Annotated in this window: 10 protein-coding genes; 4 read left to right on the top strand and 6 right to left on the bottom strand. The window is 69.7% G+C overall.

Annotation, left to right across the window (positions count from 1 at the left end):
• Positions 1-39: 39 nt before the first annotated feature.
• The 4 genes from ABZV34_RS07895 to ABZV34_RS07880 form a co-directional block, all read right to left on the bottom strand.
• A complete protein-coding gene (locus ABZV34_RS07895; RefSeq protein WP_356272382.1) occupies positions 40-1,992 on the bottom strand; it encodes a substrate-binding domain-containing protein in 1,953 nt (650 codons plus the stop codon).
• Positions 1,982-3,538: a sugar ABC transporter ATP-binding protein gene (locus ABZV34_RS07890; protein ID WP_356272380.1), complete on the bottom strand. Its 1,557-nt coding sequence runs from the start codon at positions 3,536-3,538 to the stop codon at positions 1,982-1,984. Before ABZV34_RS07890 ends, ABZV34_RS07895 begins: the two co-directional genes overlap by 11 nt.
• The gene (locus ABZV34_RS07885) at positions 3,535-4,626 is read right to left on the bottom strand and encodes a LacI family DNA-binding transcriptional regulator (RefSeq protein WP_356272378.1); all 1,092 of its coding nucleotides are present in this window, start codon (positions 4,624-4,626) and stop codon (positions 3,535-3,537) included. The genes ABZV34_RS07890 and ABZV34_RS07885 overlap by 4 nt, the downstream gene beginning before the upstream one ends.
• Positions 4,627-4,851: 225 nt before the next feature.
• Complete coding sequence (locus tag ABZV34_RS07880; RefSeq protein WP_356272376.1) at positions 4,852-5,256, bottom strand: ATP-binding protein; 405 nt, start codon at positions 5,254-5,256, stop codon at positions 4,852-4,854.
• A gap of 204 nt (positions 5,257-5,460) precedes the next feature.
• Between ABZV34_RS07880 and ABZV34_RS07875 the strand changes: the two genes are divergently transcribed.
• From ABZV34_RS07875 to ABZV34_RS07860, 4 genes are all read left to right on the top strand, one after another.
• The gene (locus ABZV34_RS07875) at positions 5,461-6,297 is read left to right on the top strand and encodes a helix-turn-helix transcriptional regulator (RefSeq protein ID WP_356272374.1); all 837 of its coding nucleotides are present in this window, start codon (positions 5,461-5,463) and stop codon (positions 6,295-6,297) included.
• Between the two features lie 8 nt (positions 6,298-6,305).
• Positions 6,306-6,506 carry a DUF397 domain-containing protein gene (locus ABZV34_RS07870; RefSeq protein ID WP_356272372.1) on the top strand — a complete coding sequence of 67 codons (201 nt, stop codon included), beginning with the start codon at positions 6,306-6,308 and terminating at the stop codon, positions 6,504-6,506.
• 78 nt (positions 6,507-6,584) lie between these two features.
• Complete coding sequence (locus ABZV34_RS07865; protein WP_356272370.1) at positions 6,585-8,879, top strand: ATP-dependent RecD-like DNA helicase; 2,295 nt, start codon at positions 6,585-6,587, stop codon at positions 8,877-8,879.
• A gap of 266 nt (positions 8,880-9,145) precedes the next feature.
• Positions 9,146-10,435, top strand: coding sequence for a citrate synthase (locus tag ABZV34_RS07860; protein WP_356272368.1), 1,290 nt, complete (start codon positions 9,146-9,148; stop codon positions 10,433-10,435).
• 573 nt (positions 10,436-11,008) lie between these two features.
• Here the strand turns inward: ABZV34_RS07860 and ABZV34_RS07855 are convergent.
• Both ABZV34_RS07855 and ABZV34_RS07850 read right to left on the bottom strand, forming a co-directional pair.
• The gene (locus tag ABZV34_RS07855) at positions 11,009-13,297 is read right to left on the bottom strand and encodes a heavy metal translocating P-type ATPase (protein ID WP_356272366.1); all 2,289 of its coding nucleotides are present in this window, start codon (positions 13,295-13,297) and stop codon (positions 11,009-11,011) included.
• Between the two features lie 125 nt (positions 13,298-13,422).
• Positions 13,423-13,662, bottom strand: coding sequence for a heavy metal-associated domain-containing protein (locus tag ABZV34_RS07850; protein WP_356272364.1), 240 nt, complete (start codon positions 13,660-13,662; stop codon positions 13,423-13,425).
• Positions 13,663-14,003 lie beyond the last annotated feature (341 nt).

Below are 14,003 nucleotides of genomic sequence, written 5' to 3'. Positions count from 1 at the left end.
GGTCGCGTGGACCGCCCGGCCGCCCCACCGCCGGTCGGCTCAGCCCGTGAACCCGGCCACGTTCTGCGCCGTGACCACCTTCACCGGCACCATCACGGTCTTCTCGACCTTCTTGCCCTCGGCGGACTTCAGCGCGTTCTCCACCGCGATCCGGCCGAGCTCCGACGGCTGCTGGGCCACGGAGGCGTACAGCGTGCCGTTCTTGACCGCCTTCAGGCCGTCGGGGGTGCCGTCGAAGCCGATGACCGAGACCGACTTGCCGGCCTTGGAACCGAGCGCCTTGATCGCGCCGAGCGCCATCTCGTCGTTCTCGGCGAAGACACCCTGGACGTCGGGGTGCGCCTGGAGCAGGTTCGTCATCACGTCGAGGCCCTTGGTGCGGTCGAAGTCCGCGGGCTGCTGGGCGACGACCTTGATGCCGGGGTAGGCCTTCAGGCCCTCGGCGAAGCCCGCGCCCCGCTCACGGCTGGCGGACGTGCCCGCCAGACCCTGCAGGATCACGATCTTGCCCTTGCCGCCCAGCTTCTCGGCCAGCGCCTTGGCGCCCAGCTTGCCGCCCTCGATGTTGTCGGAGGCGACGAGCGCGGCCGTGTTCGCCTTGTTCACGCCCCGGTCGACACCGATGACGGGGATGTCGGCCTTGTTCGCCGAGCGGACCGCCGGGCCCGCGGCGTCCGAGTCCACCGGGTTGACGATGATCGCGCCGAGGCCCGAACTGGTGAAGTTCTGCAGCTGGTTGGCCTGCTGGGAGGCGTCGTTCTGCGCGTCGGTGACGGTCAGGCGCACGCCGAGCTTCTTCGCCTCCTGCTGCGCGCCCGCCTTGATCTGGACGAAGAAGGGGTTGTTCAGGGTGGAGAGGGACAGGCCCACCTTCTTCGTGGCCGGCGAGGAGGAACCGCCGTGCACGAAGGACATCGCTCCGACGATCGCCGCCGCGACCACGGCCGCGATGAGGTACGTCGCCGCCTGCTTGCCCCGGTTGCCCGGTGACCCGGCTCCCGCGGCCACCGGGGTCGCCCCGGCCTTGCGCCGCACCGTGTCGAGCAGCACCGCCAGCGCGATCACGACACCGATGACGACCTGCTGCCAGAAGGCGGAGACGGACAGCAGGTTGAGGCCGTTGCGCAGCACCGCGAGGATCAGCGCGCCGATCAGCGTGCCGGACGCCTTGCCGGTGCCGCCCGCGAGCGAGGCACCGCCGATGACGACCGCGGCGATCGCGTCCAGCTCGTAGCCCTGCGCGGCCTGCGGCTGCGCGGAGGAGAGCCGGGAGGCGAGCACGATGCCCGCGGCGGCCGCGAACAGACCCGACAGGGCGTAGATCGCGAGCTTCTGCTTCTTCACCCGGAGGCCGGAGAGGCGGGCCGCCTCCTCGTTGCCGCCGATGGCGTACATGGAGCGGCCGATGTACGTACGGCCGAGGACCACGGCCGTGATCAGGCCCATGACGACCATGACGAGGACCGGGACGGGCAGCCAGCCGCCGAGGGTGTCACCGAGGTGCGAGACCGAGGAGGGGAAGGCGATCGGGCTGCCCTGCGAGATCACCAGGGACAGACCGCGGCCCACCGAGAGCATGGCGAGCGTCGCGATGAAGGGCGGCAGTTTCCCGTACGCGATCAGCACGCCGTTGGTCAGGCCGCAGAGGATGCCGGCGGCGATGGAGACGATCACCGCGATCCAGACCGGGACGCCCTGTGAGGTCGCCAGCCAGGCGAGGACGGTGGCGGAGAGCGCGGCGACCGAGCCGACCGACAGGTCGATGCCCGCCGAGACGATGACGAAGGTCACGCCGAAGGCGAGGATGGCGGTCACGGCCGCCTGGACGCCGATGTTGAGCAGGTTGTCCGTCGTCAGGAAGTCGCCGGACAGCGCCGCCATCGCGATGACGAGGGCGATGAGCGCCGTGAGCGCTCCGTTGTCGAGCAGGAGGCGGCGGACCGCCGAGGCGCCACTCGCGCCCGATGTGCTCTTGAGCGTGTCAGTGGCCACGGGAGCCCTCCACAGCGGTTTCGGTGTTGGTGGTCGGTGTACTGACGGCGAGTGCCATCACGGAGTCCTGCGTCGCTTCGGCCGCGGACAGTTCGCCCGCGATCCGGCCCTGGGCCATCACCAGCACCCGGTCGCTCATGCCGAGCACCTCGGGCAGATCGCTGGAGATCATCAGGACGGCCGCGCCCGCGGCCGTCAGTTCGTTGACGAGCTGGTAGATCTCGACCTTGGCGCCGACGTCGATGCCACGGGTCGGCTCGTCGAGGATCAGCACCTTGGTGTCGGCCAGCAGCCACTTGCCGATGACGACTTTCTGCTGGTTGCCGCCGGACAGGGTGCGTACGTGCTGGCCGAGCCCGGCCATCCGGACGCCGAGCTGTTCGGCGATCCGCGCGGCGGCCACCCGCTGACCCCTGAGGTCGACGAGTCCGCCGTGCGTGGCGCCCCGCATGGTGACGAGGCCCAGGTTCTCCTCGACGGAGGCGTCGAGGAGCAGTCCCTGGCCCTTGCGGTCCTCGGGGACGAGCCCGATACCGGCCCGCATCGCCGCGGTCACGTCGTGCCGGCGCAGCTCGGCGCCGGCGACCTTCACGGCGCCCTTGTCGTAGGGGTCGGCGCCGAAGACCGCGCGGACGACCTCCGTACGTCCGGCGCCCACCAGCCCCGCGATGCCGACGACCTCACCGGCCCGCACCTCGAAGCTCACGTCGTGGAAGACACCGTCGCGGGTCAGCCCCTCGACGGTCAGCAACGCGGTCCCGGTACCGGTTCCGTCACCGGTGCCGGCCTCGGGGCGCTCACGCGGATACTGCTGTTCGATCGACCGGCCCACCATGAGGCGGACCAGTTCGTCCTCGGGCGTGGTCGCGGGCACCTGGCCGACGCTCTTGCCGTCGCGGATGACCGTGACCCGGTCTCCCAGGGCCGCGATCTCCTCCAGGTGGTGCGTGATGAAGACGATGCCGACCCCGTCCTCGCGCAGCTGGCGCACGATCGTGAAGAGTTTCTCGACCTCTTCGGAGGTGAGCACCGCGGTCGGCTCGTCCATGATCAGGACGCGCGCGTCCAGGCTCAGCGCCTTCGCGATCTCGACCATCTGGAGGCGCGCGATACCGAGTTCACGCACCCGTGCGCGGGGCGACACGTTCACGCCGACCCGTTCGAGCAGCGCGGCGGCCTCGGTCTCCATCGTCTTGCGGTCGATCAGCCCGTAGCGGCGCGGCTGCCGTCCCAGGAAGATGTTCTCGGCGACCGTCAGATCGGGAACGAGGTTGAACTCCTGGTAGATGGTCGCGATCCCGAGGCGCTCGGAGTCCTGCGCGCCGTGGATGCGTACCTCCTCACGGTCCACGAGGACACGCCCGGAGTCGGGCTGGTAGGCGCCGGAGAGCATCTTGATCAGCGTGCTCTTGCCTGCGCCGTTCTCGCCGAGCAGCACGTGCACCTCACCGCGGCGCAGATCGAAGTCGACGCTGTCCAGCGCTACCACGCCGGGGAAGGTCTTGCGAATGCCCTCGATGCGCAGCAACTCGTCCTCGTTGCTCACGGCTGACTCCTTTGTACGGGGGACTGCTGTGCGGGGGTCGTCTCTAGGGGGGTCGGTGGTACGGGGGGCGGTGGTACGGGGACCGTCCGTAGCGGAGGCGGCTCGCCGCACGAGCGGCGGACGACGAGACGGGCGGGGAGGGTGACGGACTGCGGGGGGCGTCCCTCGATCCGGTCGACGAGCGCGCGTACGGCGGCCCGTCCCAGGTCACCGGTCGGCTGGGCGATCGCGGTGATCGGGGGATCGGTGTGCACGAACCACGGGATGTCGTCGAACGCGGCGAGCGCGATGTCCTCGGGCACCCGCAGCCCACGTGCCCGGACGGCGTCCAGCGCGCCGAGCGCCATCAGGTTGTCGGCGGCGAAGACGACTTCGGGCGGTTCGGCCAGGTCCAGGAACCGTTCGGTGGCGCGGCGCCCGCTCTCGGCCTGGAAGTCGCCCTGTCCGATGTAGGCGTCCGGCAGGGCGATGCCGTGGGCGGCGAGCGCTTCCCGGAACGCCTCGACCCGCTCACTGCCGGTGGTGGTCGCCGCGGGGCCCGTGATGATGGCGAGCCGGCGGTGTCCGAGACCGTGCAGATGGGCGACGAGGTCACGTACGGCCGTCCGGCCGTCCGCCCGTACGACGGGGACGTCCACGCCGGCGATCCAGCGGTCCACGAAGACCATCGGGGTGCCGGCACGCGCCGCGTCCAGCATCGCGGGGGAGCCGCCGTCGGTGGGGGAGACCAGCAGACCGTCGATGCGCCGGTCCAGCAGGGTCCGTACGTGGTGGTCCTCGATCTCGGGCCGCTCGTCGGCGTTGCCGATGATCACGCTGTAGCCGAGGGCGCGGGCCTCCTCCTCGACGGAGCGGGCCAGTTCGGTGAAGTAGGGGTTCAGCACGTCGCTGATGACCAGGCCCAGGGTGCGCGTCTGGTCGGTGCGCAGCGAACGGGCGACGGCGTTCGGGCGGTAGCCCAGGTTCGCCACGGCCGCCAGCACGCGGGTGCGTGCGTCCGGGCTGACCGACGGATGGTCGTTCAGCACACGGGAGACCGTGGCGACGGACACACCCGCCTCCGCGGCGACATCCTTGATGCTCGCCATGACCGCCCCACCTCCTCGTGGAATCGATTACATGAAGGATTGGAATCGATTACACGGGTTTCGGGCAAGGGTCCAAAGACCTTCTGACACCGGATCGTGATGAACGTGATCCGGGTCCCACCGGCGTCGCGGAGGGTCAGTGGGACGGCTGGCGGCCTCCACGGGCAGGGGTTCCGAAGGGGTGCCCCGCTCGCCGGGCCTCTCGGGTCGGCGGCGGGGCGAGGATCACGCCGCGGCCAGCTCGCACCACACGTACTTGCCCCGGTTGCCGAACCTGGACAACGGCTGCCAGCCCCACAGGTCCGAGCACGCCTGCACCAGCGCCAGCCCCCGTCCCTCCTCCCGCTCGGCGAACCGGTCCAGCGACCGTGGCGGCTCCGGCGGTTCGGGGTTCGCGTCCCACGCTCCGAGCCGCAGGGTGCCCGGCGGCGCCCAGCGCACCCGCAGGGCGGCCGGTCCCTTCGTGTGCCGTACGGCGTTGGACACCAGCTCGGTGGCGAGCAGCTCGGCGACGTCGACCAGGCCGATCAGCCCGTGGGCGGTGAGGATCAGCCGGAGGGTGCGGCGGCTGACGGTGACCGCGCGGAGGTCGTTGGGGATGGTGAGGGTGTACTCCCATGCTTCGGGCATGCGTCATCAACTCCGGTGACTGTGGGGGAAATGCACGCACGGTGGCCTTGCTGCATCCGTCATGGCGGGACGGGGCGGTGCGCTTCCGCTGCGTGTTCGTCGCGTCACCGACGGTACGGCTAACACTTAATCCCGGGCAAGTCGATCGCGTAATCTGCCCCTCGAACGAGTCGCATCAGCAAGCGTGTTGAACCGAGGAGCGAGATGGTCCTGAGGCGCGAACCGACAGCACGTCAGATGCGCCTGGCCACCGAACTGCGCAGGCTCCGCGAGACAGCGGGACTCAGCGCCACCGAGGCGGCGGCCCTGCTCGGCACGAGTCGCGTCCAGATCAGTCAGATCGAAGCAGGGCTCGTGGGGGTGAGCGAGCAGCGACTGCGCCGCTTCGCATCGCACTATGCCTGTACGGACGAGGAGTTCACCGACGCTCTGGTGGCGATGGCCATCGACCGCACGCGGGGTTGGTGGGAGGAGTACCGGGGCCTGCTCCCCACGTCATTCCTGGACCTGTCCGAACTGGAGCACCACGCACGGTTTCAGCGCCACGTGGCCATCCTGTACGTGCCGGGACTGCTGCAGACCCAGGACTACTCACGTGCTGTCTTCTCGTCCAGGCTGCCCGAACTCACCAGCGACGAGATCGAGGTCCGCATCCAGCACCGAAAGGCACGTCAGCAGGTCACCGTCCCGTATGAGGCGGTGATCCACGAGGCGGCGCTTCGGATCAGAGTCGGAGACCGCGCCATCTCAAGGGTCCAGCTCGTGCGACTCGTGGAGTTCTCCGAGGCCGACCACGTCACCGTGCGTGTCATCCCCCTGGATCTTGACGGCTTTGCCGGAGCCTCCAGCACGATGACGTACGTGGGCGGCCCCTTGTCCAGGCTGGACACGGTGGTGCGCGATGCGCTGCACGGCTCGGCCTTCCTCGATTCCGAAGCCCAGCTCGACACCTATCGAACGAGCTTCCGTAAGGTGGAGGGCGCGTCACTCGACCCCGGACAGTCGCGTGAGTTCATCCACCGGCTGATGAAAGAGCTATGAGGAATCCCATGGACAACTGGCGAAAGTCGTCCTACTCGGGCCCGGGTGACGGCAACGAGTGCGTGGAGATCGCGACCGCCGCCATCCGCACAGCCATCCGCGACTCCAAGGCCCCCGCCCGAGCCACCCTCACCTTCCCCACCCCCACCTTCACCGTCTTCCTCGAAGCCCTGAAGCGGGCACCCGGGGGGCCGGCCCGACGGCCGTGAGCGGTCGCGGGCGTCCCTCTCTCCGGCGCCCTCGGACAGGGGCCGCCCCCTGTCGGTCCCCACCGGTACCGTCGGATCATGGCTCACCAGGCGGGGACTCCCACAGGCGAACGGCAGCAGGCCGTCCTCGAAGGCGTACTGGAGCGGATCACCTACGCGAACGAGGAGAGCGGCTACACGGTCGCGCGCGTGGACACCGGCCGTGGCGCGGGGGACCTGCTGACCGTCGTCGGCGCGCTGCTCGGCGCGCAGGCCGGCGAGTCGCTCCGGATGGAGGGCCGCTGGGGTTCCCACCCGCAGTACGGCAAGCAGTTCACGGTGGAGAACTACACGACGGTCCTCCCGGCCACCGTCCAGGGCATCCGCCGCTACCTCGGTTCCGGCCTGGTCAAGGGCATCGGCCCGGTCTTCGCCGACCGCATCACCCAGCACTTCGGGGTGGACACGCTCCGGATCATCGAGGAGGAGCCGAAGCGGCTCATCGAGGTCCCCGGCCTCGGCCCCAAGCGGACGAAGAAGATCGCCGACGCCTGGGAGGAGCAGAAGGCGATCAAGGAGGTCATGCTCTTCCTCCAGAGCGTCGAGGTGTCGACGTCGATCGCCGTGCGCATCTACAAGAAGTACGGCGACGCCTCGATCTCCGTCGTGAAGAACCAGCCCTACCGGCTCGCCGCCGACGTCTGGGGCATCGGCTTCCTCACCGCCGACCGGATCGCCCAGTCCGTCGGCATCCCGCACGACAGCCCGGAGCGCGTCAAGGCGGGCCTCCAGTACGCCCTTTCGCAGTCCACCGACCAGGGGCACTGTTATCTCCCGGAGGAGCGGCTGATCGCGGACGCGGTGAAGCTCCTCCAGGTGGACACGGGCCTGGTCATCGAGTGCCTGGCCGAACTCGCCGCTCCCCCGGAGGGTGACGCGGAGCCCGGTGTCGTCCGGGAGAAGGTGCCCGGTCCCGACGGCGGCGAGCCGGTGACGGCGGTCTATCTGGTGCCCTTCCACCGCGCCGAACTCTCCCTCTCCGCACAGCTGTTGCGCCTGCTGCGCACCGACCAGGACCGGATGCCCGGGTTCCGGGACGTGGCCTGGGACAAGGCGCTGACCTGGCTCAAGGGGCGTACGGGCGCGGAGTTGGCGCCCGAGCAGGAGGAGGCCGTGCGGCTGGCGCTCACCAGCAAGGTCGCCGTGCTCACCGGAGGCCCCGGCTGCGGCAAGTCGTTCACGGTCCGCTCGATCGTGGAGCTGGCGCGCGCCAGGCGGGCGAAGGTGGTCCTCGCCGCGCCCACGGGCCGCGCGGCCAAGCGGCTCGCCGAGCTGACGGGGGCCGAGGCCTCGACGGTGCACCGGCTGCTGGAGCTGAAGCCGGGCGGGGACGCGGCGTACGACAAGGACCGGCCGCTGGACGCCGACCTGGTGGTGGTGGACGAGGCCTCCATGCTCGACCTGCTGCTCGCCAACAAGCTGGCCAAGGCGGTGCCGCCGGGCGCCCACCTGCTGTTCGTGGGAGACGTCGACCAGCTCCCCAGCGTGGGCGCGGGCGAGGTCCTGCGGGACCTGCTCGCCGAGGGCGGTCCCGTCCCGTCGGTCCGGCTGACCCGGATCTTCCGCCAGGCCCAGCAGTCCGGGGTGGTGACGAACGCGCACCGGATCAACTCCGGGCAGCACCCGGTCACCGACGGCCTGAAGGACTTCTTCCTCTTCGTCGAGGACGACACCGAGGAGACCGGGCGGCTCACGGTGGATGTGGTGGCACGGCGGATTCCGGCCAAGTTCGGACTCGATCCGCGCCGGGACGTACAGGTGCTGGCACCGATGCACCGGGGACCGGCCGGCGCGGGCACCCTCAACGGCCTGCTCCAGCAGGCGATCACGCCCGCGCGTCCCGAGCTCGCCGAGAAGCGCTTCGGCGGCCGGGTCTTCCGCGTCGGCGACAAGGTCACCCAGATCCGCAACAACTACGAGAAGGGCGAGAACGGTGTCTTCAACGGCACCGTGGGCGTCGTGACCTCGCTCGATCCGATCGAACAGCGTCTGACGGTGCTGACGGACGAGGACGAGGAGGTGCCGTACGACTTCGACGAACTGGACGAGCTGGCCCACGCGTACGCGGTGACGATCCACCGTTCCCAGGGCAGCGAGTACCCCGCGGTGGTGATCCCGGTCACCACGGGAGCCTGGATGATGCTCCAGCGCAACCTCCTCTACACGGCGGTCACCCGGGCCAAGAAACTGGTCGTCCTCGTCGGCTCCCGCAAGGCGATCGGCCAGGCCGTCCGCACGGTGTCGGCCGGCCGGCGCTGTACGGCCCTGTCCTTCCGTCTGGGGGGCCGCCCGCTGTCCCACGTGCCCGCTCCGGAACCGGCCCACCTGCCCTGACCGGTTCCGGCCGGTCCCGGGGCGCGTTCCGACTCGCGCCCCCTCGGCCGAGTCCCCCAAAAAAATGATCGATCAAATGAGTCGTAAAGGTCACACAGCACTTCCGGAAGCAGGGCGCAGGGGGGCAGGATGAGAAGGCTGGCGGCACTCAGTGCCGCCAATAGGCCCAATGGTCGACCCCGAGTGCACTCTCCAGGGCCAAATGGGGGATGGTAGAGACAGTCAGGGCACCTCGAAGAAGAGGCACAACGTCGGTGAGGGATGACGTGAGCGACAACTCTGTAGTACTGCGGTACGGCGATGGCGAATACACCTACCCGGTGATCGACAGCAGCGTCGGCGACAAGGGCGTCGACATCGGGAAGCTCCGCGCCCAGACCGGGCTGGTGACGCTGGACAGCGGGTACGGCAACACCGCCGCCTACAAATCCGCGATCACCTATCTCGACGGTGAGCAGGGCATCCTCCGGTACCGCGGCTACCCGATCGAGCAGCTGGCCGAGCGCTCCACCTTCCTGGAGGTGGCCTCGCTGCTGATCAACGGCGAACTGCCGGACGTGGACGAGCTCTCCACCTTCAAGAACGAGATCACGCAGCACACCCTGCTGCACGAGGACGTCAAGCGCTTCTTCCAGGGCTTCCCGCGTGACGCGCACCCGATGGCGATGCTGTCGTCGGTGGTCAGCGCCCTGTCGACGTTCTACCAGGACAGTCACAACCCGTTCGACGAGAAGCAGCGGCACCTCTCGACGATCCGCCTGCTGGCCAAGCTTCCGACGATCGCGGCGTACGCCTACAAGAAGTCGATCGGCCACCCCTTCGTCTACCCGCGCAACGACCTCGGGTACGTCGAGAACTTCCTGCGCATGACCTTCTCGGTCCCCGCCCAGGAGTACGAGCTCGACCCGGTCGTCGTCTCCGCGCTGGACAAGCTGCTCATCCTGCACGCGGACCACGAGCAGAACTGTTCGACCTCCACCGTGCGGCTGGTGGGCTCCTCGCAGGCGAACATGTTCGCCTCGATCTCCGCCGGCATCTCCGCCCTCTGGGGCCCGCTGCACGGTGGCGCCAACCAGTCCGTGCTGGAGATGCTCGAGGGCATCCAGGCCTCCGGCGGCGACGTCGACTCCTTCATCCGCAAGGTGAAGAACAAGGAGGACGGCGTCCGCCTGATGGGCTTCGGGCACCGCGTCTACAAGAACTTCGACCCCCGGGCGAAGATCATCAAGGCGGCGGCGCACGATGTCCTCTCGGCGCTCGGCAAGTCCGACGAGCTGCTGGACATCGCGCTCAAGCTGGAGGAGCACGCGCTCTCCGACGACTACTTCGTCTCGCGCAGCCTCTACCCGAACGTGGACTTCTACACGGGTCTGATCTACCGCGCCATGGGCTTCCCGACCGAGATGTTCACGGTCCTGTTCGCCCTCGGCCGCCTCCCGGGCTGGATCGCCCAGTGGCACGAGATGATCAAGGAGCCCGGCTCCCGCATCGGCCGCCCGCGCCAGATCTACACGGGTGTCGTCGAGCGCGACTTCGTGCCGGTCGAGGCTCGCTGATCATCTTCGGGCGGGCATAGCCGTACGAAGAGGTCGAAACCGAGCGAACCGAAGAGAACGAGCAAAACGGAAAGCGCCCTGCTACCGGTCCCCCCACGGGCCGGCAGTCAGGGCGCTTTCCTTGTCCCGGTGCGGATTCCCCCCACGGGATCCGGCCGGGCGTCTGTGGACAGCGCCTGAATCGCTGCGAGCAAAACGAGCAGAACTCTTCGTGCTACCGCGTGCTCCCGCACGCGCTCCGGTGCGATCTGCCGGGACCCGTACCGACGGGAGGGCCGCTCAAAGCTCCCCGCTGTACGTGCCCCGGCAACGCAGTTCCGGGAACGTCCCCCAAGACATCCCCAGATGTCAGAAACGCCCCCCAAGACGTCTCTGGCATCGCCAACTTAGACTCACGAACCCCTTCGCTGGTTACGTTCACATCACTGTGATCTGTGTCTCTTGCGTATGTCCTGAAGATACGCAAGAGCCCCGATACGGGAATCGGGGGCCAAGCGTAAGGAAGATGCGCGAGCCTTGTGAAGAGCTTATGTGAGGCTCCCGTTGGACTCTAGGGGGACTCTTACTCCGTCGTCATGAGAATGTCCTGAGTCGAAGGCTGTTCGTCACCACGAACACGGACGAGAAGGCCATCGCGGCCCCCGCGATCATGGGGTTGAGGAGTCCGGCCGCGGCGAGCGGCAGCGCCGCCACGTTGTAGGCGAAGGCCCAGACCAGGTTTCCCCGGATCGTGGACAGCGTCCTGCGGGACAGCCGGATCGCGTCCGCCGCCACCCGGAGATCCCCGCGGACCAGCGTCAGATCGCTCGCCTCGATCGCCGCGTCCGTGCCTGTGCCCATCGCGAGGCCGAGGTCCGCGGTGGCGAGCGCGGCCGCGTCGTTCACCCCGTCGCCGACCATCGCCACGGTCCGCCCCTCGCCCTGCAGCCGCCGGACGACGTCGACCTTGTCCTGCGGCAGCACCTCGGCGATCACGTCGCCGGGGTCGATGCCCACGGCACGCGCCACCGACTCCGCGACCGCCCGGTTGTCACCGGTCAGCAGCACGGGGGTGAGCCCCAGGGCGCGCAGCTCGCGCACGGCCTGCGCGCTGGTCTCCTTGACCGTGTCGGCGACGGTCAGCACGCCGAGTGCCACCCCGTCCCGGGTGACGACGACGGCCGTCCGCCCGTCCGCCTCGGCCCCGGCCTTCGCCCGGGCCAGCTCCTGCGGGAGCGATCCCTGGTCGAGCCGCCCCACCCGGACGTCGTGACCCTCCACGCGCCCGCGTACGCCCAGCCCGGGGGCGCTCTCGAAGTCCCGCACCGCGGGAAGGGCTCCAGCCCGCTCCTGGGCGCCCACGGCGATCGCCCGGGCCACCGGATGCTCGGAGGCGTGTTCCAGGGCGCCTGCGAGCCGCAGGAGCTCCTTCTCGTCGCCGCCCGCGGTGACGTACACCTCGCGTAGCGTCATCCGCCCGGTCGTCACCGTGCCGGTCTTGTCCAGGACGACGGTGTCGACACGGCGGGTGGACTCCAGGACCTCGGGCCCCCGGATGAGGATGCCGAGCTGGGCGCCGCGGCCGGTGCCGACCATCAGGGCGGTCGGGGTGGCCAGGCCGAGCGCGCACGGGCAGGCGATGATCAGCACCGCGACGGCGGCGGTGAAGGCGGCGGCCGTGTCGCCCGTGGCGCCGAGCCAGACCGCGAAGGTGCCGAGTGCGAGCAGCAGCACCACCGGTACGAAGACGCCGGAGATCCGGTCGGCGAGCCGCTGCACCTCGGCCTTGCCGTTCTGTGCGTCCTCGACGAGCCGGGCCATCCGCGCGAGCTGGGTGTCGGCTCCGACCCGGGTCGCCTCGACGACGAGCCGGCCCCCGGCGTTCACGGTCGCGCCCGTCACCACCGAGCCCACCGAGACGTCGGCCGGCACCGACTCGCCCGTCAGCATGGAGGCGTCCACCGCGGAGACGCCCTCGACGACGGTGCCGTCCGTGGCGATCTTCTCGCCGGGCCGTACGACGAAGCGGTCGCCGGCCGTGAGCCGCTCGACGGGGACGCGCACCTCGCGGCCGTCGCGCAGCACCGCCACGTCCCTGGCACCCAGTTCCATCAGGGCCCGCAGCGCCGCTCCCGCCCGGCGCTTGGAACGGGCCTCCAGATAGCGGCCGAGCAGGATGAACGTGACGACCCCCGCGGCGACCTCGAGATAGATCGTCGACGATCCGTCGGTGCGCGAGACGGTGAACTCGAAGGCGTGCCGCATGCCGGGCATCCCCGCGTGCCCCCAGAACAGCGCCCACAGGGACCAGCCGAACGCGGCGAGCGTGCCGACCGAGACGAGGGTGTCCATGGTGGCGGCGCCGTGCCGCGCGTTGGTGAACGCGGCCCGGTGGAACGGCAGCGCGCCCCAGACGACGACGGGCGCGGCGAGTGTCAGCGAGAGCCACTGCCAGTTGTCGAACTGCAGTGCGGGAACCATCGACATCAGGACGACGGGGAGGGCGAGCAGGGCGGAGACGACGAGCCGCTCGCGCAGGGAGGCGAGTTCGGGGTCCTCGGCGGTTCCGGCGGCCGGTTCCGGCGTGCCCGTCGGAGGCGGCGGGGGTTCCTCGGCCGTGTATCCCGTCTTCACGACGGTGGCGATCAGGTCGGCGACCGGTACCCCCACCGGGTACGAGACCTTCGCCTTCTCCGTCGCGTAGTTGACCGTGGCGGTGACGCCGTCCATGCGGTTGAGCTTCTTCTCGACGCGGGCCGCGCAGGAGGCGCAGGTCATTCCGCCGATCGTGAGTTCGACTTCGGCGGTGACGAGGGCGGCGGCGGTCGGAGAGACGGTCGGAGGCGTCTTCGCTATGGGTGACTCGGGTGCTGCGGTGGTCATGGTCCGGCTCCAGGGAATGAGCCGGGCCGTACGGAGCCAGTATCAGCTGGTCGGTACGGCCCGGTGTGGAGAGCTAGGTGGAACTGGTGGAACTAGGTGGAACTGATTGGAACTGGGGTGCGGGCTCAGGCCTTGGTGGCGAGCTCGAAGCCCGCCTCGTCGACCGCCGCGCGCACGGCCTCCTCGTCGAGCGGTGCGACGGAGATCACGGTGACCTCGCCGGTCGCGGCCACCGCCTGGACCGAGCTGACGCCGGCGATCCCGGAGATCTCACCGGAGACGGAGCCCTCGCAGTGCCCGCAGCTCATGCCGGTCACCTGGTAGACGGCCGTGATGGAACCCTGGGTGTCGGTCTGCGCGGTCATGGCGTGCTCCTCGTCGAGGCGTGTGCGGGGTCGCGGGGCGAGCGGGGTGGGCGGAGTGTGGTGGCGGGTCGCGGCGTGATGCCTGTGGGCCGAAAAGGGGCCTGAGGTTCCAGGGTTCCCTTCGATGCTCACAAGACTATACCCCTAGGGGGTATTTTTCCAAGCAGGGTCCGGGGTGGCGCGGAGGGGACCGGCGGGCCGGGTGCGTCTCGGGGAGCGAGGGGTCTCGGACGATTTGTCCGAACCCTATGGCAGGAAACTGCTATGTCGCAGTTCTCCCTGTTCGTCGTTTTTCAGGGCGTGACCCGGCGGGGGGGGCGGGCCGGCCGGCGCGCCCCCGC

The sequence above is a fragment of the Streptomyces sp. NPDC005195 genome (assembly GCF_040608315.1).
In the GTDB taxonomy this organism is placed as follows: Bacteria; Actinomycetota; Actinomycetes; order Streptomycetales; family Streptomycetaceae; genus Streptomyces; species Streptomyces kaempferi.
Note: the sequence above shows the minus strand (reverse complement) of the source record. Positions and strands in the feature narration are given on the sequence as shown.

What these genes read in the sequence shown, in the direction of transcription:
- ABZV34_RS07850 (WP_356272364.1), bottom strand. Translation starts at nt 13,662, where the DNA reads ATGACCGCGCAGACCGACACCCAGGGTTCCATCACGGCCGTCTACCAG.
- ABZV34_RS07885 (WP_356272378.1), bottom strand. Translation starts at nt 4,626, where the DNA reads ATGGCGAGCATCAAGGATGTCGCCGCGGAGGCGGGTGTGTCCGTCGCC.
- ABZV34_RS07880 (WP_356272376.1), bottom strand. Translation starts at nt 5,256, where the DNA reads ATGCCCGAAGCATGGGAGTACACCCTCACCATCCCCAACGACCTCCGC.
- ABZV34_RS07865 (WP_356272370.1), top strand. Translation starts at nt 6,585, where the DNA reads ATGGCTCACCAGGCGGGGACTCCCACAGGCGAACGGCAGCAGGCCGTC.
- ABZV34_RS07855 (WP_356272366.1), bottom strand. Translation starts at nt 13,297, where the DNA reads ATGACCACCGCAGCACCCGAGTCACCCATAGCGAAGACGCCTCCGACC.
- ABZV34_RS07870 (WP_356272372.1), top strand. Translation starts at nt 6,306, where the DNA reads ATGGACAACTGGCGAAAGTCGTCCTACTCGGGCCCGGGTGACGGCAAC.
- ABZV34_RS07875 (WP_356272374.1), top strand. Translation starts at nt 5,461, where the DNA reads ATGGTCCTGAGGCGCGAACCGACAGCACGTCAGATGCGCCTGGCCACC.